We start from the raw sequence: 25,012 nt of genomic DNA on the forward strand, positions 1-25,012 counted from the left end.
TCTTTGGTCTGTCGTCTTTTCATGCTTGGTGCCTATCCTTGATAATACCCCGCTTGCAATTTTACTTACGTCTTTTGTTACTTACAACACGCGTCACTTGGAACTTATTTACCCCTACCTGTATAATGGCAAACTGGCTGTAAGAAGTGCCGGAAGACGTATAAGGTTCCGCTTGAATATTTCCACTCGGCGTTCTAACCGTTGCAGTGATTCTAGTCACCAAACAGACTCCACGGCTAGAAGCTTTCCAAGTCTCATCACGCTGAACATTATAATTGTCATCACTACATAAGATGGATGCATATTCAACTTTTCCAAATGCATTAAACGATGTGGAGTTAAAGATCTGTACGGGGTCATAACCGCCAGCTTTTCTATTTCCCATCCTCAAAACCTCCCTTATTATCGATATTATTCATTAAATGCAATTCCATCGTTTTGGTAAGGTATAAATGTGGACAAGAAATAAAAGTACGTTTATCCGATGGTCACAACCCCTTCTCTTTTACTTCTATTATCTTTTTACTAAACTGATATTTCACAGTAACATTCTCAATAATCTCAGTATTCTGGTAGGCAAGAGAACCTTCAAATACTAATGTATCATTGTCTTTCCACACCAGGTTATCAGCATAGCTATAATTCTCATGATCGGTGCGAATCCATGTATCTAATTCTTTTTGTGCACCATATTTGACTCTTGCAGATTCTATTAACTCTGGACTTGTCATTCCCTCTTCAATATTGCTAATTTGAACGAAATTACTTTTATTAGAGCATGTTACGATCGCAATTAACTTATGATTTGGAGAAGGGATCATTTTTGTAATATACATAGATGGTGCAGAAAAACTTAAATATTCTTTAAGCACATTGTCTTTTATTTTCCAAATGACATTTTGACTTCCATAATCCGAATAATTATTAAACAACGTAAATATCATACTTCCATCTGCTAGCTTAACAATATAAGGGCTCCGATAACTTTTCGACAAAATATCTACGGCAAAAGCAGCCGCATCAGCGATTTTTTGATTCTCATTTTTTATAAATGGCTGAAGTTCTTTTAACGCTTTTACTCTCAACGTGGGATCATTAAAGCTTTCTACCAGCCTATTAATAGCAATATATACATATTCATTATTATCACTTTTTAAAGCATGTAGAAATTTTTCCGCATCATATTGAGTAGCAGGCTCTAACTCCATGTCTTCAGCATTTAAATAACGTATGTAAGGCTCTGAATTTTGATTTTTATAATATTCTGTTGCTAATAAAGCTGAAGCGGTTGAACTATATAGGACAAGACAGGCAACCAAAATAACCCACTTTTTAGAAATTCCTTTTTTCCTTTTCTCTGTTCCATTGTGCCCAGCCGCTTCAATTAAGTTTTCATCAATGAGTCCGATCTCCTTAAATAAATCTTCTTTTTTCATAGGTTAACCCCCTCTTTGTCTAGATGAACTCGAAGTTTATTTCTTGTCCTAAATAATATGGATTTCACTTTACTACTACTCATATTAAATCTCATAGAAAGCTCATCTATTGAATAGGAATACCAGTACCTTCCAATAAATATGTTTCTCGCTTGCTCATCTATGCCATATAAAAATTGATTTATTAAGTTTGCGATCTCACCTTCTTCATACTCTGTTTCTACAGTATCAGGCGAAGCTAGACATTCTTCTAGTTCCGTTAGAATGACTTCAAACTCACGATTACGCTTTTTCGCTGTATTATAACCATACTTATCAAGCGCAATATTACGGGTGATCCTCCCTAAAAATACCGAAAAATTCCTAGGTAGATTGGGCGGTATCGCATTCCATGCCGCTAAGTATGTATCGTTCTCACACTCTTCAACATCCGAGAAATTCGAAATAATGTTTCTTGCAATGACTCTGCAGTAAGCCCCATATTTATTTTTAGTCTCTAAAATGGCTTGCTGTGAACGCTGTAAGTATAGGTGGATTATTCCTTGGTCTTCCATTCGTTTTTCTCCTTTTAAACACTCTTATCTATATAGTAGAGAATTCTTAGGATGGGTTGCACTTATATTAAAATTTACACCCATATATAAAAACAACCCCCTCCTAAACAAGGAAGGGGTCTTTGTAATAGATCTGCCTTTTGGTCATCTCTACAATCCAAAATGTTCTCTAACTAACCTAAATTGTTCTTCCACGCTCATACTTGGTATTCTTTCAACGGTTTTGATCCCCATTTTATTACAAGCAGTCTTAATCTCATTGGAGAACTTAACCATAGATTTGTTACCGTGTTTAATCGTTTCTGCTGGATTTATCGTGTAGGCGTTAATACAATCTAAAATCATCTTATGATCTTCTCTAAAGTAATATAATCTCTCTATCTCTTCGTCGGACGTATAAAAACAAACCATTCTCTCTTTTGGAATAAACGGTAGTATACGTTCAGGCATTATTCCTAAATCTATTATAATTGGTTTATCAATAGGCATTGTTAACAAATCAATGATAAAGAAGTCCATCATCTCTTCGACGATTTGAAATAGCCATTGACAGTGCTCATCTACAGGTTTATTGAACCACTTATTCCAATCCAAATCAGAATTAGGAAATTGAAGGGCAGGGTATTCAACAGGACTAGTGAATGGTCTGTATTTTAAGACATCATCCCCCAATGTTTGAAAGCCTAGCTCCTCTACAAATTTCTTGGTCATGGTAGTCTTCCCAGCACAAGGCCCCCCATTAAGCCAGTAAACATGTTTTAATTGTTCCTTCAAATAATTATTATTTATCTTCATCCGGTACACCCCATATGATTTGTGTAGTATCTTACTTTAACACGTTGGTTTCGGAGAGGTGGCGGATTCTTATCTTCCTATAACAGTGAAAACACATCGAAATTCTCCTTTCTTGGCACAAGTAGTTATATTCTACGAGTGGGGTTAAATTCCCTATCACTTTATCTTTAATACGATCTTTCCTTTTGCCCTGCCCAATTCAGAATACTCCATCGCCTTCTGAGCTTCTTCGAAAGAGAATATTTGATCAATTACAGGCTTTATTTTCCCTGCTTCTATAAGCTCCGAAATGATCTCCAATTGTCTCCCGCTTGGTTTCATGAACAAGAAGCTGTATTTGGCATTATATTGCTTTTCTAATTTTGTTAGCTTACGGGTAACCAATCGAAAAAGACTCGTTTTTATAAAACCAGACCCATATTCAACTCCGAAGCGTGCATTGGGCAGCCCAGAAACCGATACAATTTGTCCGCCTGGTTTGACTATTTTAAAAGCCTTTTCTAATGTCTCTCCGCCAATCGTATCGAATACTCCATCATAATTTTGTAAGACCTTATCAAATTGTTCTGTTTTATAATTGATTATTTGATCGGCCCCAAGAGATTTGACCAGATTAGCTCCAGCATCGCTAGTAGTTGTAGCTACATAAACTCCCATCGCTTTAGCAAGCTGGATAGCAAAGGTCCCAACGCCGCCCGATCCAGCTTGAATCAATACCTTTTGCCCTGCCGATAGCTGTAATATATCATGTAATGCTTGATAGGATGTAAGCCCGACTAATGGGATTGACGCCGCTTCCTCAAAGGAAAGATTTTGTGGCTTTAAGGCTATATCGTCCTCATGTATGGATATATATTCTGCGAAGGTTCCAATTCTATTTTTTCTTGGCCGTCCGTATATTGCATCGCCTATTTTGAATTTAGTTACTTTGTTTCCTACTTTGGTGACTATACCTGAAAAATCATTTCCTAACACAAGCGGCATATCGTATTTCAACAACATACGAGTTTTGCCATCCCGCACCTTGAAATCGATAGGATTAATACTCGCTGCATGGATTTCTGCCAACACATCATAATCACCTACTGAAGGTGTTGGAATGTCTGCCATTAGAAGAGGACTTTTCCCGTATTTTTCAATGATCATCGCTTTCATTAAGAAACCTCCAATTCTAATAATATTGTTCCATAAATTCATCGAGATGGTTTATAAGATTTTTTAACACTCCTAATTTTGTTCTAACATCCATAAAATAATAATTTTTAGAGCCTTCTTTCCTCACCATTATAATTCCGGCTTCTCTTAAGATTCTTAGATGATGGGAAACAGCAGGTCGTGATAGATGCGTTTTTTCAGTAATCTCACCTACGCGTAACCCGTTCGTACAGGTAGTCTCCATAAGTACAGTAATAATAGATTGTCTTGTCTCATTACCAATAGCTAAAAAGACCTTCTGACACATCTTGAAATCGTCTTTGATGACTTCGACTTGTTGCTGTTTATTAATGATTCTCACCGCTTTCGTTTCGTTCAATCGTTTAACTTAGTGAACCATTTGCTGACGAGTATGTCATAACAAGATATGCTCCGCAACCTTGAGAAAGAAAATCGAGATCACAAGTAAAATTTTTACATTCCCTCGCCTCCAACCCTCAGAGGAGAATTGTCGATAAATCTCAAATCGCCCTTCTTATAAATTGAACCAATGTCCTACAAGGTAACCTGATGGGTTAATTCGCTTAACCAAGCGGTCATTGAGGATATTTTATACTAAAAGTTATAATTCAATTGACTAGTCGAAATGATACGAATTGGAGGTTATCCAAATGAATGTTGAGATAGGAAAAAAAATAAAGACTCTTCGTTTACAAAAAGAAATGACTCAGGAAGAACTAGCAGCAAAACTGAATCTGTCATCCCAAGCAGTATCTAAGTGGGAAAATAATGTAACCATGCCTGATATTCAAATTCTTCCTGATTTATCCGTGATTTTTGGTGTTACAATTGATGAATTATTTGCATTAACCGATGATACCCATTTAGAACGAATTGGAAATATGATTAGTACTGAACATTTTATATCCGAAGACGATTTTAACTATGCTGAACAATTTTTAAAAGGAAAAATAAATGATGCGCAAAAAAAATCCCCATCCCTCACCCTGCTAGCTCAGTTACACATTCATCGTTCAGATGAGCACCGTGAAATGGCTTCCCATTATGCCAAGGATGCGCTGCAATTAGCTCCGGACAGCAAAAGTAATCATAATGCCTTGCGAGATGCGGAGAATGGAATCATTTTTGATTGGAACTTTTCAAATCACCACAAACTCATTACGTATTATAAGAATTTCGTGCCGAATCACCCGAATTACTGGCAGGCTTATGTTTGGCTTATGAACTACTTAATCGCAGACGGCAGATGTATTGAAGCAAAAGAAATTCTGGAACAATTGAACCAAATCCATCCTGGTCATTTATATCAAAAATATGGAGGGCTGATATGCAAGGAAGAGGGCGACCTTTCTCAGGCGCTGGCTCTCTGGGAGCAAATGACTGATTTGTATCCTGAGGATTGGCTTGCATGGTCCTCCAGAGGAGACTGTATGGCTAAACTTTGCAGGTACGACGAAGCCATAGAATACTATTCCAAAGGTTACGAACTACAGCCAAGTCCAAAGTATACAGATGCATTTGAAGCCATTTCTCATATATATAAAATAAAAGGGGAATATGATAAGTCTATTGAAAAGCATCACGAAATAATTGAGCTGCTAGAAAGGGACTGGAGAGTCACAGTGGGTAAGACCGTTGATTTTTATAAGAGAGAAATAGAAAATTTAAAGATAATGTTGAATAACTAAACCTAACATTTATAAAAATACCAAATAACATGGACGACTGGCCCTTTCCGCCAAAACGGCGGAGGGGGCTTTTTCTTTCAGTAAGCAACACTGCCCCACCAGATACTACATTATTTTGTGAACCCAGAATGCTTGGAGAATCCCGTGTGTGCTGATTTGCCCAAGCGGTTCAGTCCCTGGATATCTTAGGTTTACTTTCGTTGTAACCTTCTAGCTGCCTACCCGATCTAATATTTAAGTAACGTTACGAACATCCTAAGACTTTTAGTCAAGAAAGCAGGTAAATCTTTGCATATTAATCCTATTGTCGTCAAAGCCAAAGCTGGGGACTCTGAAGCATTCGTGCAGCTGATGCAAGAGATAGAGTTACCTCTGTATAGAACTGCAAGGTCCATCGTCAACAAAGACGAGGATTGTGCAGATGCCCTGCAAGAGACGATGCTTAAAGCCTTTAGATCCATCCATACACTTAAAGAGCCCGCTTTTTTCAAAACGTGGATCTTCCGGATTCTGATTAATGAATGCAACAAAATGATCAAAAACAACGCAAGAGCCCTCCCTTATGGAGAGCTTCCCGAAGTCCCTTCCATTTCCAAGGATTATGAGAAAATCGAAATATGGGATGCCGTTCAACATCTTGAGGAGAATCTACGGATTGTCATTCACCTTCATTACCTACAGGACATGCCGATCAGTCAAATTTCCGACATTCTCGAAATTTCTACGGTAGCCGTGAAGACCCGGCTGCATCGCGCCCGCAAAAAGCTAAAGCATTCATCTCAATTCAATCAAGAAATGGAGTTGCCACATGGTAAACACTAAGTTAGAAGAACAATTAAAAAACTGCCAAAGCCTACTTCCTGATCAGTTATCCGATATTGCCCGCTCCAAGCTGAATGAGACTTACCAAATCATCAGGGAAACCGATAATTCCATTTCCCCCGTTCAGAAAAAGAAAAATGTATCTAAAACTTTTAATAAATGGTTGATTTCCACTGCAGCCGCTGCAATTCTTGGAGTTACAGTCCTTGCTTCCGGCTTTGTATCGCCCGCAATGGCTGATGCACTCAAGCAAATTCCGGTTTTGGGACAAATCTATTCATTATGGGGCGAAAACAACGGAGATCCCGGTGTTCAACAAGCCGAGGATTTCATCACAAACATAAACCAAAGCGTGACGCATGGCGATGTGACCATGAATATTCCAACATTGTTATTTGACGGAACCCGAATTCTTATGAACATAACCACTCCTGGAAACCGTCTGGCTTCGGAGCCCAATTCGCCGCCTTCAGATGCCAATAAAGGGGCAGTGGATAAGTTTGAGGTTCTCTATAAAGGCCAACCTCTGCTCTGGAGTTACGAACAAATGGATGGTGAGACTGCTTCCAGCATAATGGTTCAGGTTTTGAACACTTATTATGAGCCGAACACAACAACACAGAATGTCCAGTTCCCTGATCAGTTTGACTTGACTGTAAATGTAACGTTAAAGGGCTACGATGCCCCGTTCGAATTCGTTCTGCCTGTTACAAAATCAACACCCGTAACTGCACTAACTTCAGAGGAGACCAAGCATCACGATAACATTAACTTGCAGATCAGTAAGGTGGAAATCACCCCAATCACAACGCAGTTATCCATTGAGTACAAAACCAAACCGGGCCAGAGCGTAGAAGAAATGCTCGCTTCTATCCCTTCGAAATATAAGGGTGCTAACGGAGGCGTCATCGCTCTTCAATTTGACATTGTGGATGAACGTGGCGTTCAACTGAAGCCCATCGGTGCTCACCCCTTAAGCGAATCTTATAATGTTCGTTTTGAACCCTTCAAGACTTTACCGAGTACCGTAACCATCAAACCGTACTTAGTCGTTTCCGAAGGTCAAGCCCCAGCTGGGACTAAAGGACGGTGGGAAGACAACAATATGGTCAAGGAATATATCCCTGAGCTGGAGACTGTACTTTCGGTGCAATAGTTCATTTGTAAAAAGGACATTATTCTCTTGGATTAAAAGGGTATGCAAACCTACAAAAGACGAAGCCATAAATGGCTTCGTCTTTTTATTTAAATGACTTCAGTTAGATTCATCCATTGTGATAGCCATACGTTTGCCCTCCTTAAAGCGTGAATGACGTTCCCTATGACGTGATGCGGAATCCGACGGATTGCTGCTGCAGCTTCCAGAGACGGTCGTACAATCCGCCTCGTAGTAGTAAAGCTTCATGTCGTCCCTGTTCCACCAGTCGGCCATCTTCCAGCACAATAATGTTGTCTGCACCTCGTATGGTTTTGAGCCGATGCGCGATAACAATAACGGTTCTGCCCGTAATCAGCGCATCAATTCCCTTCTGGATTTCGGCTTCATTCTGCGGGTCAAGCGATGCAGTAGCCTCATCCAGCAATACAATAGGAGCGTTCTTAAGAATCGCACGAGCAATGGAGATCCGCTGCTTCTCCCCTCCGGAAAGCGTACTGCCACCCTCGCCTACCGGCGTGTCATAACCTAGCGGTAATTTCATAATGAAATCATGGCAACGGGCCATTTCTGCTGCTTGTTGAATATCCTGCTGCGACGCGCCCGGCCGCCCAAAGGCAATGTTGTTTCCAATGGTATCTTGGAACAGGTACACATCCTGAAACACAACCGACACAGAACCTAGCAAATGTTCTGGATCAATATCTTTAATATTGCGTCCGCCTAGCAGAACACTTCCCTCGTCAGGATCATAGAAACGCGAGATCAAACGCAGCACTGTACTCTTTCCGCTGCCGGAGGGACCCACGATTGCAGTCAATGAACCTTGCGGCATTTCTATGCTTAATTGTTTGAGAACAGGCTCACCTCCATAGCTGAAGGTAACATTGTCAAAGCGAATGGTACTGCTATCGGGAAGTGGAGCTGTAGTCCCTGTCATTACCGGCTGGCGAAGCAGGTCTACGATGCGTTCACCCGCTTGTTCGTTGTACCGGAATTCAGCATAGTTGGCGAGCGCCGTCGTCAGTGGATCATAGATGCGTGTGCCGACAATAAGGAATACCGCCAGCTGCAAAATACCGAGCTCCCCGCCTAACAATAGATGCACACCTACGTATACCATTAAGGTCAGACCCGCACGAAGAAGAGCCATAGCCGTTAGAATGACCGGTCCGAATATCCCTTCAAGCTTCACACTTTCCTTCATCAAAGTTCGAAAAGAGCTATCCAGACGGACAAAGCGTTCTCCCGTCAGGTTGTAGGCTTTCATCACCCGAATACCATTCAAATACTCCTGTAGCCGATTCGCGGCGTTCAGTTTCGCTTTCATATGATTCGTCCCTAATCTGCGCCGTAGTCTGCCTGACAGGTACATAATTAGGAGGGTAACCGGCAGTGCCACGAACATGGAAAGCGCCATCCGCCAGTCGAGGAATAGTAAACCCGCAAGTGCGAATATCGGCAGTACAAAAGCCCCTGCAAGCTGTGGCAGCAGATGTGAAATTCCTGTCTCAACCAGCGTGAAATCGCCCATCATCATATTGGCCAAATCACCAGGATCCCGGCGCGTCAGGTAGCCTAGCGGAAGCTTACGCAGATGTTCTGCTAATTCCGCCCGTCCCTGTGCCGCAACATTGTAAGCCCCGCGGTATGCAGTGCGGTATGCGGGGATCTCGCTCAGGAACATCAGCACCATAACAGCGGCTAGTCCCGCGCAAATCCACCAAAGCCGTTCTATCTGAAGCTCTGCACCCACCGTAATATAAGGAGCAAAAATCAACCGCACCGCCTCAATTACAAGCGCAAACGGAAGCACACTAACTATGTTAGCCAGTAAGGAAAAAAGTACAGGCTTCAGCAGCTGCTGCGGTTTGCCAGCAGTAATATTGTGCAATACCTTCATAGCTGTTCCCCTCCTTTTTCCAAATGCCAATCTCCAGCGTCACTGTAGGCATGCCACATTTGAGTGTAAAGTCCATCGAGATCAATCAAACTTTCGTGATCTCCGCGCTCCACGATTTGCCCATCTCGCAGTACCAGAATTTGTGCGGCTTCACGAATAGAGGAGAGTCTGTGAGCAATAACAATAACCGTCTTCCCGCGCATAAGCTCCGTTAGTGCCAGCTGCATGTGATGCTCATTTTCCGGGTCGGCAAAAGCAGTCGCTTCGTCGAGTACAAGTACCGGTGCATTTTTGAGGATAGCCCGGGCTACCGCAATACGCTGCTCTTCACCACCGGAGAGATAGACGCCACCTTCACCGATTAACGTATCGTATCCCTGCGGAAGCCGAGAGATGAACTCGTCGCATTGCGCAGCTCTTGCTGCAGCCTGGACTTCATCCAGCGTGGCTCCCGGTTTGCCGACGGCAATATTCTCATACAAAGTGTCATAGAACAGGAAGGTCTCCTGAAATACAAAGGCAACTGTATTCATCAGTTCATGAATCGCCATATGACGGATATCCACTCCACCGATACGGATCGCACCCTCTTGCGGGTCCCAGAACCGCGGCACCAAGCTGGCCACCGTCGATTTACCTGATCCTGACGGTCCAACCAGCGCTGTAACCTTCCCTTGTACTGCCCGGAAAGAGACCTCGCTAAGCGCAGCCGCAGCCCCCTCTTCTTCATTGTAGGAGAAGGTTACGTCCATAAATTCAACGTCGAAAGCTTGCGGTGATAGCGGCTTTGCTATTTCTGGTACAGGCTGCTGTGCCAAAAGACGATCCATCCGCTCTACGCCTTCGCCGATATCCCGAGTGCTCGAAGCCAGCATAAGCAGTTTATAAAGCGGAGATGATACGCCTGGCGCCATAATTAGAAAGAACAGCAGCACAAGCGCAAAGGACATGGAGTCCGGCTGGCCGCTTAGCATAAAAACACCCACCGGTAAAATAAAGGTAAACGAGGAGGCCAGCAATGTTTTGAACAGAACATAACCTGACTGATAACGGTCCGTAAACTCCAGACAATAATCACGGTATCTGGTCATATCACTGTAGAACTTTCGGAAGGAATGCACCGTCTGCCCGAACACCTTCACCGCTGGCATCCCCCGCACATACTGCACCGCCGAAGCATTGATCTGCTCCAAAGAATCATGATACTGCTTCACACTGGTTTTTCCCTTACCGCTCATCATAAGTGCTGACTGCACAACCATTCCTATGAGGATCGGTAGAAGACAGGCAACAGCTAACGGCGGACTCAGCCAGAACATCGCCACAATCATCAGCACCGTAGACGCCAGCGCGCTGACCAGATCAGGGAGCTGATGCGCTACGAAATTTTCCACCTTGTCAACATTCTGTTCCAGCGTCTTCTTCACTGCGCCGGTCGAAGTTCCATTCAGGAAGCCGAGCGGCAATCTGCCTAGATGTTCGGTCATTCGCACACGCAGATTATACTGAATACGAAAAGCCGCAATATGCGAACACATAATACCGCAATATGAGGTCACCAACCCTCCAACCAAGCCGCCGAGTGCAATCCATCCCCAGCGGATCATTGCATCACCGTCAACCTGTCCAGGAGATGCTGCATGCCGCAGTAGCTCGGCCAAGATGAAATAAACTGACAAAAATGGTACCATCATTAGCACGGCGCTGACAGATGACAATACGCCAGACAGGATCAGCAGGCCCCGCTTCTCTCCGGCAATCTCCAGCAGTCTCGACATGCCAGTTTTGGTTTTACTCACAGCTGTTCCCCCACTCTTTATAATTACGCACAAAAAAAGTGCACTGAGAATGATTCTCTGTGCACTAGTGTATAGGAACGCTCTTCATAGTTGCTACCATTTCCGGGATTATAATCAACCAAATCAGGAGCATCTGTTTTCGATGCGAGCTTACATCCTTGTTCCTAAAGAACGCTGTCTACCACTGATCAGATACTCTCCAGGACGCACACCGAATTTTTTACGAAAGGCTGCTGAGAAATGGCTGACATTCACGTATCCGACTCTGGATGCTGCTTCACTTACCGTCATATTTCCATGTTCTAGCAGCTGCTGTGCCCTTTGCATCCGTTGTTCGATCACATAGGCATGGACAGTATAACCGAACATTTCCTTAAAGCCCTTCTTCAATTTGAACTCATTAAGGCAAATAATGCGAGAGAGCCCTGCTAGCGTCGGTGGATGTAAATAATCACGTTGCAGAATTTCCTTGGCTAGTCGCAGGCTCTTCATATCATCTCTAGATAGCTTGACTGTGTGGGAAATCCGATCAGCTTCAAATAAAGATTCATTGAGATAGACAGCCATTAGCTCCAGCATTTTCCCCTCCAGATAGAGTTCCCGCATACCCTGACTATAGGAACAATCCGCAATTTGAGACAGAATGAGTCGGATAGATGGTGTGATAGCGTTTTTGCCAAAAAATAACCCAGCTCCTCCTCCGGCTTGGAGCCGTGTATCCTCGGTCAGTCCGCTGGTCATCCGCTCAAATTGTGCCGGACTCATATCTATGCTGAGGAATCTGTAGCCCGCTCCGCTAAGGTATATACAATTTTCACTTCTTACTCCGCCGTGAAGCAGCACACTTTCTCCTGTATCTATGGCAAAATAGTCCTGCTTCAGCGAGGTCCCCCATTCAATTCCATGTCCCATGCAGAATATCAGCTCCGTACGAGGTGTTCTAAACTCGCCCTTCGCTTCAATATCCCGATTAAATTGGAGATCAAAATCCGTCATTTGAAGATAACGCTGAGTAAGCAGGCTCCGGCAGCTACCCTTCCCTAGCTCGACCGGTGGTTTTATCTCAAAGTGGCTTCCGTCCAACTGGTAAGTAATATTAAACCCTTCGCATCTAAGCGTCTTATGGGCATCAATCGTTTCCGCTTCATTCAGACCATCGCTACGCTTCATGCTCATCCCTACTTCCCCTTACTTTGGATTCATTATATATGTATTGAGAATGATTATCAATTGAATGTTCTTTTAGCAAATATGCATAAACAACAAAAAACCTTCCCACACCCCTAAGGGTGAAGAAGGCTTATATGCATCACTTTCGAAGACATGGCCAGCTATATTTTCAGCTCCTCAAGCTTGATTAGCTCGACAACCGCTTGTGAACGGTCTTTAACGTTTTATTGTTCACCAATTTAAATTGCTAATCCCTCCAATCGTTCAATTAGCAATGGAATCGCTACTTCAATCCAAAACTCCAGACAAACATGCCCACTGGACATACCACCATGACTGTATTTCTCACAATAGATTTGTTTATCTAAATCACCTAAGCTACTTCCTGTTAATTCCTCAAATGCGTATTTGAATATCTCTGCAAACTCCTCACCTGTACATGGATAATTCACTTCCTGAAAGTACCTCTCTAGCTCATCCCAAAGATATGGATCCCCTCTTAATCCCCACCTTTTTGGTCGCTCATTAAAAATAACTGATACTGTCTTTAGCATCCCCAGCCTCCGCCGCTTTCGAATTGGTCAACTATAACTTAACTCTATGAAACAAGTTAGAATTTCCGATATATCGTACTCACTTAATCTGTGTAAACAGTACTACTGTATCATTTTTAACCGCCAATTGTTCCAAATCCAATTATAATGTTTCTGACAATAATTAGATGATTTCAGACTGGCCAATTACTTAAAACTATTTAAAAATTCGATTAATATAGGGAGAAGATATAAATGATATTTTTTTCAGAAAATTCAAAAATACCAGATAAATATGCAGACTTTTTGAATAAGATTGCAACTTTCTTTGGGGAAGAAGAGAATTTCAAAGGTATAGTAAACGACACTATGGAAATCTTAAGACTGTCGTTTAAGGATGATATTTCCGATGCAGAATTGTTAAAGCGCGCAAGTCTTAATGGTATCATTAATGATCCTGATGTCTTTATGGAAATGATAAGTGACAATCCTGATAAAACCAAAATAAAAACAGTTTATATGGAAGAACTTAATGCTTTGTATTACACGATAAATGACATTTTCAGAACACTATGAGCAAAGAAAGAAGACATTCACCCGTATTTCGGAGATGAATGTCTTCTAACCCAATCTGCATTGCACTGTGTTCTGCCGATTATATTACATCCTCAGATTCCAAAGTCAGCCGGTATCCGTTCTTTCTCTCCCTGACAGCAAATCCTCAGGCTTCGGGTGCTTTCCAGGAGGTCTAAATACAAATCAAGCCTCTGATATCTTTGCTTTGCCCATAAAAAATAAAGCGAATGATGATGTATAGTTGTAAATGTATTAGGCTTAATCCGTAACCTTCACATTTCCAAACACGGCCTTATTCCTCGAATCATCCCCCGGATTGCTGAGCGCTATGCCAATATACACCTTGCGATTCATCGGGATCTGAACAGTTCCAACCGTCTGCCAGTTATTCCCGTTCGTCGAAATAGCCCCTTTGAAGGTATTTCCGCTTCTGGTCAGCTTTAGCCATCTTGGAGCCGAGGCAGCCGCAGTATGGTCGACCATATTGCCCGCGGTCTCTGCACGATACTGGAAGGTTGCCCCATTCTCGGGGGTAAGCATCATATCTGCGTGCTTCGAATTATGACCCAGCGACTCCCGAATCATAATGCCGGCCTTGGCCCAGCCGTCCAATCGGCTAGTGGACTGCACTTTAACAATAATCTCCGCATTGCCGCTCACGGATTGATATATATAATTCAGTTGATCTCCATTTCCCCAAATATCCGTAGAGCTGCTGCTGAGTGTATATTGCTTATTGGATGAATTGTAGGTAACGTTCCCCGGCATGGAACCGATATTTCGTGCCTTCCATCCTGCTGGTAATTGAGCCGGATAGTCTTGTTCTACCGGAGGCGTCCAGCCTGGCGTCGGCCAGGTTTCACGTTCTTTGATATTGGCTAGCTCATCTTCTGGCCAGGCCCCGTAAGCAAAGAACGACAGACGCTTCACACCTGGATAATTCTCGCGGATTCCCTTGTAAATCTCCTGATATTGATCATCTGTCCAGTCATTATCCAGCGTCGCAACAATTTCCACGTCACTGCCGCTAATCCGGTCGCTCGTATCCTTCAGGATTCCGTAGGAAGTGCTGTATACCCAATCACTATTGAACTCCCAGTCATCAAAGTACGCCATCGGTGCGACAAAGTCGATATCATCTTTAAATTTGGCTACATTCTGTCCAACCTCTGTAAATTCCGGCGGCAAAATATACACACCGAGCTGCACATCCGGATTTGAGGATTCGGAAATATCCTCACGGATATCGCCTACATACTGTCCAATTTGTTCAGTTCTCCATTCATTCCACTGCTCACGCTGAGGCGAATCCGTATCGAAGTCAATGCTGAGCGGGGAATACCCGAACTGCGCCTGATACTTCAGGGCCGTGTAATCACTGACGTCCATGTTGTAATTGTCAAAGCGGATCCAGTCTAGCACAACACCGTCAACAGCATAATTCTCGATCACTTCCTGAATGATGGAACGCTCATACTGCTGCACTTCGTGGTGAATCGGATTGACAAAATATTCATTGCCGTTAGAACCTGTGAACGGAGTCTGAACCCCATTAACCAGCGCTTGCATCTGCCATTCATCGTGAGCAAGGAAGGCTTGCTGATCATGGAACTGGGGAATCCAGGCATGAACCTTAATTCCTGCAGCATGGGCTGCTGTAATGACAGCCTGCAGGGCATCAAAATTCTCGTAGCCTTGCGCGATCGGAGCGATATCACTCTGATAAAATACACTTCCAGACGGAACCTCATCATCTTCATCCTGCTTCACGTTCATGCTGATGACATCGACACCGTAGCTTGTGGACAGCTGAATGAAATTATGGACATCCGCCGTGTTTTTAAACTGGTTTACGGTCCGTACAATAACTTCCGTTTCAAAAGGGGGATTACTCTCCTCATCGGCCTTAGCCGGCACGGAACCACCTACTATCGAAGAAACCAATACGAAGCTTAACATTGCTATGCATCTCGATCTCAGCGCAAATGCCATAATATCGCCTCCACAAGTATAAGATTTTATAAAAGTCTTATTTCGTCGCGTTGATTTTCTTGACATTCTCCTGCCATTTTTCGGTTCTGAACTCAAGCAGCTTATCCAGCCCCGCTTTTTGGGTGTTCTTTTTGGCTGTCTCCAGTGCCGACAATACCTCTTCATCCGACTTCGCCTGAACCATTTGTGCGTAAGCAAGGGTATAAATATCCCCGACATTCTGTGCGATGATGCCAATCTCAGTATCCGGAAGCGGATCGGTATTCACAAATTCCGTAATGTCCAGCGCGGTTTTCCAGGTCACCGTGGACTGCGCCACTGTCTCCCATGATTTCTGGTTCGCGGAAAGCAATGCCTCTAAGCTCATTTTCGCCGTATCAATGAAGGTCGTATTTCCCGCCCAGTTAAAGTCCTCGAATTTTCTCATCGTTTCGGTACGTTCGTTAGCAGGAGTCGTCTTGTATTTCTCATTCGGAATTGGTGCTCCGTCTGCGTCCTCCTCATCCCAGTACAAGCCTTTAGGACCGAAGAAAAGCACCTTCTGTCCCTCCGGACCCGTAATCCAGTCAAAGTAAGCGAAGATGGCCTCCGGATCCTTGGCCTTTTTCGTAATGACACTGACGTTCCAACCCAGCGTCTCGAAACCGCTTACAAACACTTGTGTTTTGTCTAGTCCGGCTTTATGAATCGGCCAAATAATTTCATAACCGCTGTCCGGATTGTTCGCAGTCAGTGCACGGTGTCCCTCGGCTCCATACGTAGTGATATTGGATTCGACCATGACCGCTACCCGGCTGGTATTGACCTTTTCTTTGACCGCATCCTGGGTTTGCTGCAGTGCATCCTGCGTAATCAGCCGTTCACGATAGAGCTTATTGATATACAGCACCATCTCCTCGTAAGCGGGATCGTCCAAGATAGATGACAGCTTGTCGCCTTCCGGATGTCCCATGAGTGAAATGAACTTACTGGTGGAGTTCTCCTTAAAACCGCCATACATAATTTCCAGACCTGCCCCCTTCTCGCCAACCTCCAGAGGTACAACATCCGGATACTTTTCTTGCACCAAGCGTAAATATTGATACAAATCATCAAAGGTCTCCAGCGCCGGTCTGCCGAGCTCATTATAAATATCTTTATTCACCATCCATCCGCCGTTGCCGAATTGCCCGGATGTATACCAGTTGGGGATTTGATAGATTTTTCCGTCATCTGAACGGAGCAAATTCAGGGTGGATTCCTTCACATATTTCTTGAAGTTCGGATACTTGTCATAGTAATCATCCAGCGCAACAAGTTGCCCTGCCTGCACCAGCCGTTCCACTGAGGATCCCCGGTCAGTAAAAATGACATCCGGTAAATCACCACCGACGATCATCGTGTTGAGTTTTTCTCCGGCCGCACCTCCCGATTGAATCGGTTCAACAGTAACCTTACGGTTCTCCTGAATCCATTTTGTCGCCTCATTATCCCCCCATGGTGATGTCGTAAGCCAGTCGTAATTTCCATAGAAGCTGAAGGTGACGGGCTTAATCCCGCTGCCGTCATCAGTGGCGACCTCGGTATTCAGATTTTTCTCGCTTGTGTTTGGTGAAGTGTTAGAATTCCCCCCTCCGCTACAGGCAGCGAGAAGAAGCACCAGCGAAGTCAGCAGAAGCGATACCCATTTCATACGATTGCCCATTCTTTTCCCTTCTTTCTACATAATATGGAGACTGCTATTCTTTCAATGAACCGATCATTACGCCCTTAACAAAGTACTTTTGGAGAAAAGGGTACGTCAGGATAATCGGAATAGTAGCGATCATCATCGTAGCCATGGTCAGTGACTTCGTAGTAATCGTCCGATTTCGGTTCATATGATCCAGCGCGATGGCATTCGATGAACCAATTTGGGTCATAATGTTGGAGTTCATAACCTGCCGCAGCAGGGTCTGTATAGGAAGCAGTTCGTCTTTCGTAATATAGATCGCTCCCGTAAACCAGTCGTTCCAGTAACCGACCGCAGTAAATAAAGCAATCGTGGCCAGCACCGGGCCGGAGACGGGAATAACGATTCGGAAGAAAATGCCGTAGTTACTGCAACCGTCGATTTTGGCCGATTCCTCCAACCCCTCCGGCAAAGCGTTGAAGAAGGTGCGGATGACAATCATATTCCAGACGCTGATGATGCCGGGGATAATCAGAACCCAAAAGGTGTCCAGCATACCCAAAGAGCGAACTAGTAAATAACTAGGGATGAGCCCTCCACTGAAGAACATCGTAATCATGAAGAACACCATATATTGTTTTCGAAAAAGCAATGTTTTCTTGGACATTCCGTAAGCTAACAGGGCCGTGAAGAAGACGGACAATGCCGTGCCGCCGAGCGTTCTAAGAATGGTGATCAGAAAAGAATTCAGCAGGCGATGATCCTGAAACACAATATAATAATTTTCCAGGGTAAATGCTCTCGGCAACAAGGTTACACCGCCGAGCGCCGTATCGCTCCCTAGATTAAAGGAAATGACCAGCGCGTTCCAAAATGGGTACAGCATAAGTAGCGCCAGCAGCGTCAAAAGGATATAAATAGTCCGCTGCATGATTTTGTCGCCCAGGCTTAGTCTCATTGTTCACCTCTCCTAAAAGGTTTATGGAGCATTACTTACAGTCGATACATCCCAATAAAACTTGCATCGGAAGCATTCGCTATGAGTAGTAGTACCTACCAGAGACTAACATCTGCCCGGCGCGCGATTTTGTTGGCCATCACCAGCAGAATGACACTGATCACCGCTTTGAAAAGCCCTACCGCTGTCGCATAAGAGAATCTGGCATTTAATATCCCCACACGGTACACATAGGTGTCGATAACATCGGAGTAGGGTCGCAGGATTGGATTGGTTGCCAGCAGCAAAATGTCCTCGAAGCCCGCACTAAGCAGACTGCCGATGGCAAGAATCATAAAGATGATGATAATGGGGGTAATGCTGGGGAGTGTAATCAAGTGAATTTGCTTAAATCGGCTTGCTCCGTCTATGGAAGCGGCTTCATATAAAGTCGGATCAATGCCTGCAATCGCGGCCAGATAGACAATGCTCCCAAATCCGACCTCCTTCCACACATTTACACTTACTAGAATAGACCAGAAGTATTTGGGTAATGCCAGGAAGTTAACTGGCTCCCCTACCAGATTGAATCGCTCCAGCACATAGTTTACCGTTCCGTTGTCAACAGATAACAGCGAAAATACAAAACCGGATACAATAACCCAGGACAGGAAATACGGTAAATAGCTGACGGTCTGGATGACGCGTTTAAAGCCCATATTACCGATCTCATTCAGCATTAGTGCAAGAAGAATCGGTGCTGGAAAAGAGATAATCAATTTAAGCAAACTAATCACAATGGTATTTCGCATCACATTCCAGAACTCCGGCGCCTCGAAGAACATTCTGAAATGCATAAATCCAACCCAGGGGCTCTTCATAATGCCGCCAAAAATATCGTATTGCTGGAACGCCATAACCACGCCATACATCGGAATGTAGCTAAAAATGAATACAAAGATAATTCCCGGCCAAACCATGGACTGCAAATCCAATTGACTGGTGAATTTCTTCCATCTACTTGGTTTCTCGGCCGTGTTCATCCGTTTTTCCTCCTCTGGACGATTCTAGTGAAACAACGGCAAAAACGCTTTGTTCTTCTCCAGCATTTCATCCAGCAGCTGTTCAGCTACGGTGACCGAAGGCACGAGCGGATGATGAACCATAGCCTGCAGGGCTATATCCCGGTCTCCATGTACAGCCGCCTCGATGGTGAGGCTCTCGTATTGCTTGACCGCAGCCAGCAGGCCTTTGACGGACTGCGGAATTTTGCGCAGCGGAATCGGCAGCGGACCTTGTTTGGTTACCAAACAGTTCACCTCAATGGAGGCATCGTCCGGCAAGAAGTCAATCATTCCGTTATTCCTTACATTCAACGTCTGGATATCACGGGAATCATTATAAATGGAGCGCATCAGCAGCACTGCCGCCTCCGAGTAATAGGCTCCACCACGCTGCTCCAGCTGCTTTGGCTTCTCCTTTAGCTCTACGTTCCGGTACAGCTCAAACAGCTCTTCCTCCACCTTCTTCACTACCTCAGCGCGCGATCCGATCGTTGCTGCTGCTTCCTTCTGTTCCGCAAGCATCGCGTCCGTCATGTAGTAATAGCTCAGGTAATAAGAAGGGATGGCTTTCAAAGCATTCAGAAACCGGTGGTCCCAGGAATCAAACGGTACATTACTCGCCTTGTAGTTCTGGGGGTAATCAATGAGCTCCTGTAGGTTGCTTTTACCGTCAATTACGATATCGGATACCCAGTGCAGATGGTTGATACCGACAAACTCCGCATAGATCTTCTCTATAGGAAGTCCGAAGAACTCAGAGAGCCACTTTTGAAAACCGATCGGCGAGTTGCACAGGCCTACGCTTTTTACCGATGAATATTTGTGAACAGCTTCAGTTACCATACCGGCCGGATTCGTAAAATTCAGCAACCAGGCATCCGGAGCTAACTCCTCGATGTCCTTGCAAATATCCAGAATAACCGGAATGGTCCGCAAGCCTTTCATCATCCCTCCGGGACCCGTTGTCTCCTGACCGATGACATCGTATTGAAGCGGAATTAATTCGTCCCATTTTCGCGCTTCCAGCATACCTACCCGGATTTGAGTGCAGATAAAGTCTGCTCCGGCGATGGCCTCCCTGCGCTCAAGCGTCTGGGTCACGGTAATCGGTAGTCCGGACTCAGCAATCATACGCTTGCTTAATTCCGCAATCGTATGCAGCTTCTCCCTTCCCGCCTCAATATCCACCAGCCATACTTCGCGGACGGGAAGCTCTTTATGATGCATGATGATGCCTTCAATAAGCTCAGGCGTATACGATGAACCCGCTCCGATGACAACGAGCTTCAAAGTCTCCTTCATAATAATAGCCCCTCCTTACCCAGTGATAGACGATCAAGAACCTCCTGATTCACACGCACACCGCTGCTTTCCATTGCCAAAATGACCGCACCTACAACCGGTTCCCGGGTTAGAATCCTTAAAGTGCCATTTGGAGCCGAATGCTTCACTCTCTGTTCAATGGCCCGCCGGATGATGCCTGAGCGATCCCCCTTGGTCAATAGGCTGCCTGCAAGTACGATGTCAAAGGAATCCTCCTCCATAGCCAAATGGCGGATTGTCGATACCGCTGCCAAACCGAGCTCATCCCCTTGCTTGGTTAGCAGTAGGGTGGCAACCTGGTCTCCTTCATCTGCCGCTTGAAACAGCAGCTCAGCAATCTGGGGAGGCAAGTCTCTGGAATGATCCAGGTAATCCTCCCTTAACTCCGAAACACTGGAATAGCCCAGCAAATGAATTAAGCGTTCGCTTAAGACAGTCTCTTTCTCTCTTCCATCATCCGCCCGAAGAACGCTACGGAATACCTCAATACTTAGATCATAGCCGCCGCCGTAATCACCGAACCGATAGCCAAATCCACCACATTGGTATGTAACGCCTCGCGGATTTTTACCGGCGCAGTTCACTCCCGAGCCGCAGATCAGCACGATGCCATAATTACTCTCTGTACCTGATCGCAAGGCAATCCAGGTATCGCAGGAAATCTCAGTTCGGGGAAGGCCAAGTCTGCTGATGATTGGTCGTAAAATTCGAAAATCGGATTCTCTGTCCGCTCCAGCCAGACCGAACCAGGAATACTCCATCTGATCCTTTGTCAGCCCCGACGCTATAATCGCTCCCGATACAGCCTGTTGCAAACTGTTCTCCGCCTGCTCACGATTATTTTGATGATTCCCGTTCCCTCCCTTGCCTACACCGATGACCGTTCCCTGTTCATTTGCAATCATTGCGTAGGTTTTGCTGCCCCCTGCATCGACTCCCAAAAAGTACTTCACAGTTCGTTTCACTCCTAATATTTAGGTTAACCTTACAGATGCGGTGGATTCACGCACGAGAAGCTGAGGAGCGAGCTTCGTTACAACAGCTGGCATCACCTCCCCATTGATTAATTTCATCAGCAAATCAACACCAATGCTGCCCATTTGCGCCTCAGGCTGTCTGACTGTCGTCAATCGGGGATAAAATTCACCTACGAACTGCTGATCATCAAAGCCAACCACTGAGATATCCTGAGGTACCAAAATCCCCTCCTCACGCAGGGCTTGAACAACACCTAAAGCAATAAAATCGTCTCCTGAAAAAATGGCTGTCGGCAGCTTATCTTCACGCATCCATCTCTTGGCCACCTCATAACCGCTACTTACCGTAAATCCGCAATATTCCGTGCCGAAAGGCGTTAGTCCCGCTTCATCCAGCGCCTGTACATAACCCCGCTTGCGCTCTGCTACACTCAGGAACACCGAAGGGCCACCGATATAGGCGATCTGGGTGTGTCCAAGACCAATCAAGTGCTTGGTAGCTTCATACCCGCCTTGATAGTTATCGACGACGACACTGGGAACATCCTCATGCTGGAGCTGGTTATCCAGCAAGACAAACGGAATATTTTTTCTTTTCAGCTCCTCCACATATTCTTTTTCCTCAAGCGGAGATAACAGGATAATCCCGTCAACGCGGTCCTTCTGAAACAGGAAGTTAACGCCTTCATCCTCATTCTCGGCTATCGACAGGGCCAAGAAGTAACCTTGTTCTGCCAGCTTCCGGTTCACCACGCGAATCACGCGGTCATAGAAGGAGTCGTTAAAGTTGGTAATCGACATACCGATGACTCCCGTCTTGCCACGCACGAGACTCCGTGCCGCTGAATTGGGCTGATAATTTAATTCCTCCATAGCACTCAGCACTTTCCGCCTATTGCCTTCACGTACAGAAGGTGAATTATTAATAACTCTGGATACGGTCACTACAGAGAGCCCCGACTTTTTGGCTACATCATGAATGTTCATCTAAGCTTCTATGCCTCCAAGTTCAATAGTTTAAACGTTATAACTTTTAGTGAAATAAAAAAGGACTAACTCTTCACGCCACAACTACGTCCTGACTGAGAATCGAACATTCAATGTCAGCTTCACCTTTATCGAAAGTATCAAAATGATTTCAAAAGTTTAAAGGTTTTAACTTTAAGATGATTTTACAACCATTCCCAATATCCGTCAATCCATAAAATGTAGTCAAATCTAATATTCCGGACACTACAAAAAACCTTCCCTCACCCCTAGAGGTGGAGAAGGCTTAAACGCGTCACTTCCGAAGACATGGCCAGCTATATTTTCAGCTCCCCAAGCTTGATCAGCTCGACAACCGCTTGTGAACGGCCTTTAACGTTTAGTTTTTGCATTACATTGGAGATGTGGTTCCGAACTGTTTTTTCGCTGATAAATAATAAACCAGCGATATCACGAGTCGTTTTGTCCTGCACGAGAAGCTCGAAAACTTCGCGCTCACGATGAGTCAACAGAAATTTGCTGTGGTGTTCGTTCCCCTTCAATGGTGTCACCCCTCCTTGCCCTGGGTTTGTTTGGTATAACAAGGTAAAGGGATACAGTCAAAACATATTATGTATTGATGAAGTTAATGGTGCTGTCATAACTACAAAATGGGCTTAACCATCCGAAGCTTATTACACCGCTTTAGTGAGGACATTCACCCGCAAAACTTGAAATCTCTTGGATAGAATCATCTCCTTACAGGGCAAACTACAACTTGTTGTTTCTTATTAAAAGGAGGTGTAAGTATGAGCAACTCGAAAAATAATCAACCTACTAAGGCAGAGGTACAAACTACGAAATTAAACAAATTGCCACTAGTTGGTAAATTCGAACCGGAATTTTCTGCTGAGGAAGCCGCAGAAGTATTCAAAAATCATCCCACTACGGAACATGAATCCCATAATGAACAATAAAATAAAGACGACACAGAATGGGGCTGTCGAATAAGTAGTTTTTTCCTATAAATGAGACGGCCCGGTTAATAATAAAAATTGTAAGCAGCACATAGCAGCGATTCATCCATTATTGGAGAATCGCTGTTTTGTGTTGTTGGTCGTTGACTGCCCGCTTCAACAGTGTATTCATCATCTCCTTAAGAGGGTTACGGTCCCAGATGACGTTATCAGTAAATTTTTCGCATTTTAAGCTAGGTTTCGGACTCCAGTGCAGCTATTTATAAGAAAGAGAGTAATATTGATTGTTTTTTAGGCTAATAGAGACTATGAGGTCCGATAGCGATCCAAATCTTGAAAAATGCTGCTTTTAAGGGCCGCTGTGTCCGATATCTGCTGCATTCGCGCAAAAAAAATGATCAAATCAAACGAAGTGTTAACTTGCTAATACCCGGATGTAATTAGATATATTTCTACAAACTCAACTCCCAGTCCAGGGAGTTTTTTTATCTTGCAAAATATAACTATGAAATACATCACAATTTTATATTGACAGTAAATGTATACGGACTTATGATAAGTCCAGCATAAATGATAACGATTATCATTCACATATAAAAAAGGGGTGCTTCATTCAATGAAATTCACATATGCCGTGCCTGCAGGTCTACTTGCAGCCTCCATACTATTTACCGGGTGTGCCAGTAACAAAAATAACAGTAATAGCAACACTAGCAATAATAATTCTGCAAATGCTGCTGCTAACAGTACCAAGGCAACAAATACATCTGATACTACTACAGCAACTACTGCCGACTTTACATCAGCGGTTGAACAATATCGTACATATGTCATCGAGCAATGTGATGAATTTGTAAAGCAAACAGAAAATTTCACGAACGCAGTTAAAGAAGCAAAGATTGAGGATGCAAAGGCACTTTATGCGCCAGCCCGAATGTATTACGAGCGAATTGAGCCGATTGCAGAAGCACTTGGTGATTTGGATCCGAATATTGATGCCCGCGAGAATGACGTAGATGCAGCTGAATGGCGCGGCTTCCATAAGCTTGAAAAGGCACTATGGCAGGATAACACAACCAAAGATATGACCGAAGTTGCTGACCAATTATTGAAAGATGCCCAGCTTCTACGTGCAAAAGTAGAGACCGTAGAGATCGATGCCAATCTGCTCGTTACTGGTGCTGTAGAACTGCTTAATGAGGTTTCTTCTTCTAAAGTAACAGGTGAGGAAGAACGTTACTCCCACACAGATCTGTACGATTTCGTCGCTAATGTTGAAGGTGCCCAAAAGATATACGAGCTGTTAAAGCCAGAACTGGCGAAAAAAGATGCTGAGCTGGAAAAAACGATTGGTGAACGGTTTGCAGCCTTGCAAGCTGAGCTTGCTCCTTTCAAATCTGGAGATGGATATGTTTCCTATGAAGAGCTGAAGGAAGAAGATGTGCGTAAGTTGAGTCAGAATTTGGATGCCTTGGCTGAGCCATTGTCCAACATGGGAACTATTCTAGGAGTGTGAT

General features: G+C 44.2%; 24 protein-coding genes. 6 read left to right on the plus strand and 18 right to left on the minus strand.

Annotated features, from left to right (window positions below; genetic code table 11):
* Positions 1-61: 61 nt before the first annotated feature.
* The 6 genes from MKX41_RS19185 to MKX41_RS19210 form a co-directional block, all read right to left on the minus strand.
* Positions 62-385, minus strand: a complete 324-nt coding sequence (locus tag MKX41_RS19185) for a hypothetical protein (RefSeq protein ID WP_076300430.1) — start codon at positions 383-385, stop codon at positions 62-64.
* Positions 386-488: 103 nt separating this feature from the next.
* Positions 489-1,436: a hypothetical protein gene (locus tag MKX41_RS19190; RefSeq protein ID WP_340972682.1), complete on the minus strand. Its 948-nt coding sequence runs from the start codon at positions 1,434-1,436 to the stop codon at positions 489-491.
* Positions 1,433-1,990 (minus strand): RNA polymerase sigma factor, encoded by a 558-nt coding sequence (locus MKX41_RS19195; protein ID WP_076300428.1) that lies wholly within the window; start codon positions 1,988-1,990, stop codon positions 1,433-1,435. Before MKX41_RS19195 ends, MKX41_RS19190 begins: the two co-directional genes overlap by 4 nt.
* A 150-nt stretch (positions 1,991-2,140) precedes the next feature.
* Positions 2,141-2,785 carry a hypothetical protein gene (locus tag MKX41_RS19200; protein WP_340972683.1) on the minus strand — a complete coding sequence of 215 codons (645 nt, stop codon included), beginning with the start codon at positions 2,783-2,785 and terminating at the stop codon, positions 2,141-2,143.
* Between the two features lie 156 nt (positions 2,786-2,941).
* Positions 2,942-3,940, minus strand: coding sequence for an NADP-dependent oxidoreductase (locus MKX41_RS19205; RefSeq protein WP_339798397.1), 999 nt, complete (start codon positions 3,938-3,940; stop codon positions 2,942-2,944).
* 16 nt (positions 3,941-3,956) lie between these two features.
* On the minus strand, positions 3,957-4,247 hold the full coding sequence (locus MKX41_RS19210) for an ArsR/SmtB family transcription factor (RefSeq protein WP_405176794.1): 291 nt from the start codon (positions 4,245-4,247) through the stop codon (positions 3,957-3,959).
* A gap of 364 nt (positions 4,248-4,611) precedes the next feature.
* Here MKX41_RS19210 and MKX41_RS19215 point away from each other — a divergent pair, with 364 nt between their 5' ends.
* The 3 genes from MKX41_RS19215 (at position 4,612) to MKX41_RS19225 (ending at position 7,627) form a co-directional block, all read left to right on the plus strand.
* Positions 4,612-5,649, plus strand: a complete 1,038-nt coding sequence (locus MKX41_RS19215; RefSeq protein WP_340972684.1) for a helix-turn-helix domain-containing protein — start codon at positions 4,612-4,614, stop codon at positions 5,647-5,649.
* Between the two features lie 288 nt (positions 5,650-5,937).
* Positions 5,938-6,471, plus strand: coding sequence for an RNA polymerase sigma factor (locus MKX41_RS19220; protein ID WP_339266920.1), 534 nt, complete (start codon positions 5,938-5,940; stop codon positions 6,469-6,471).
* Positions 6,458-7,627 carry a DUF4179 domain-containing protein gene (locus MKX41_RS19225; protein ID WP_339266922.1) on the plus strand — a complete coding sequence of 390 codons (1,170 nt, stop codon included), beginning with the start codon at positions 6,458-6,460 and terminating at the stop codon, positions 7,625-7,627. The genes MKX41_RS19220 and MKX41_RS19225 overlap by 14 nt, the downstream gene beginning before the upstream one ends.
* A 163-nt stretch (positions 7,628-7,790) precedes the next feature.
* Here the strand turns inward: MKX41_RS19225 and MKX41_RS19230 are convergent, their stop codons facing one another.
* The 4 genes from MKX41_RS19230 to MKX41_RS19245 all read right to left on the minus strand — a co-directional run bounded on the left by MKX41_RS19230 (position 7,791) and on the right by MKX41_RS19245 (position 13,053).
* On the minus strand, positions 7,791-9,530 hold the full coding sequence (locus MKX41_RS19230; protein WP_339266923.1) for an ABC transporter ATP-binding protein: 1,740 nt from the start codon (positions 9,528-9,530) through the stop codon (positions 7,791-7,793).
* Positions 9,527-11,308, minus strand: coding sequence for an ABC transporter ATP-binding protein (locus tag MKX41_RS19235; protein WP_340974985.1), 1,782 nt, complete (start codon positions 11,306-11,308; stop codon positions 9,527-9,529). Before MKX41_RS19235 ends, MKX41_RS19230 begins: the two co-directional genes overlap by 4 nt.
* Before the next feature lie 171 nt (positions 11,309-11,479).
* Entirely contained in the window at positions 11,480-12,505 is a 1,026-nt protein-coding gene (locus MKX41_RS19240; protein WP_339266925.1) for a helix-turn-helix transcriptional regulator, read from the minus strand.
* Positions 12,506-12,738: 233 nt separating this feature from the next.
* Positions 12,739-13,053, minus strand: a complete 315-nt coding sequence (locus MKX41_RS19245; RefSeq protein WP_042191434.1) for a hypothetical protein — start codon at positions 13,051-13,053, stop codon at positions 12,739-12,741.
* 234 nt (positions 13,054-13,287) lie between these two features.
* Between MKX41_RS19245 and MKX41_RS19250 the strand changes: the two genes are divergently transcribed.
* A complete protein-coding gene (locus MKX41_RS19250) occupies positions 13,288-13,608 on the plus strand; it encodes a hypothetical protein (RefSeq protein WP_042191436.1) in 321 nt (106 codons plus the stop codon).
* A gap of 258 nt (positions 13,609-13,866) precedes the next feature.
* On the opposite strand, the gene MKX41_RS19255 is transcribed toward MKX41_RS19250, so the two are convergent.
* The 8 genes from MKX41_RS19255 to MKX41_RS19290 form a co-directional block, all read right to left on the minus strand.
* Positions 13,867-15,600 (minus strand): family 10 glycosylhydrolase, encoded by a 1,734-nt coding sequence (locus tag MKX41_RS19255; RefSeq protein WP_340972687.1) that lies wholly within the window; start codon positions 15,598-15,600, stop codon positions 13,867-13,869.
* A 37-nt stretch (positions 15,601-15,637) separates the two neighbouring features.
* Positions 15,638-17,284 (minus strand): extracellular solute-binding protein, encoded by a 1,647-nt coding sequence (locus MKX41_RS19260; RefSeq protein WP_340972688.1) that lies wholly within the window; start codon positions 17,282-17,284, stop codon positions 15,638-15,640.
* 34 nt (positions 17,285-17,318) lie between these two features.
* Entirely contained in the window at positions 17,319-18,209 is an 891-nt protein-coding gene (locus MKX41_RS19265; RefSeq protein ID WP_042191442.1) for a carbohydrate ABC transporter permease, read from the minus strand.
* 95 nt (positions 18,210-18,304) lie between these two features.
* Complete coding sequence (locus tag MKX41_RS19270) at positions 18,305-19,231, minus strand: ABC transporter permease (protein WP_042191444.1); 927 nt, start codon at positions 19,229-19,231, stop codon at positions 18,305-18,307.
* A gap of 24 nt (positions 19,232-19,255) precedes the next feature.
* Positions 19,256-20,554 (minus strand): 6-phospho-beta-glucosidase, encoded by a 1,299-nt coding sequence (locus MKX41_RS19275; RefSeq protein ID WP_340972689.1) that lies wholly within the window; start codon positions 20,552-20,554, stop codon positions 19,256-19,258.
* A complete protein-coding gene (locus tag MKX41_RS19280; protein WP_340972690.1) occupies positions 20,551-21,528 on the minus strand; it encodes an N-acetylglucosamine kinase in 978 nt (325 codons plus the stop codon). The genes MKX41_RS19275 and MKX41_RS19280 overlap by 4 nt, the downstream gene beginning before the upstream one ends.
* Positions 21,529-21,549: 21 nt before the next feature.
* Positions 21,550-22,539, minus strand: coding sequence for a LacI family DNA-binding transcriptional regulator (locus MKX41_RS19285; RefSeq protein WP_340972691.1), 990 nt, complete (start codon positions 22,537-22,539; stop codon positions 21,550-21,552).
* Positions 22,540-22,856: 317 nt separating this feature from the next.
* On the minus strand, positions 22,857-23,081 hold the full coding sequence (locus tag MKX41_RS19290) for a helix-turn-helix domain-containing protein (RefSeq protein WP_019908812.1): 225 nt from the start codon (positions 23,079-23,081) through the stop codon (positions 22,857-22,859).
* A gap of 246 nt (positions 23,082-23,327) precedes the next feature.
* Between MKX41_RS19290 and MKX41_RS19295 the strand changes: the two genes are divergently transcribed.
* The gene (locus MKX41_RS19295) at positions 23,328-23,495 is read left to right on the plus strand and encodes a hypothetical protein (RefSeq protein ID WP_179085837.1); all 168 of its coding nucleotides are present in this window, start codon (positions 23,328-23,330) and stop codon (positions 23,493-23,495) included.
* Between the two features lie 616 nt (positions 23,496-24,111).
* On the plus strand, positions 24,112-25,011 hold the full coding sequence (efeO, locus tag MKX41_RS19300) for an iron uptake system protein EfeO (protein WP_340972692.1): 900 nt from the start codon (positions 24,112-24,114) through the stop codon (positions 25,009-25,011).
* Position 25,012 lies beyond the last annotated feature (1 nt).

This window comes from Paenibacillus sp. FSL R5-0475 (genome assembly GCF_038004585.1).
Lineage (GTDB): Bacteria > Bacillota > Bacilli > Paenibacillales > Paenibacillaceae > Paenibacillus_AQ.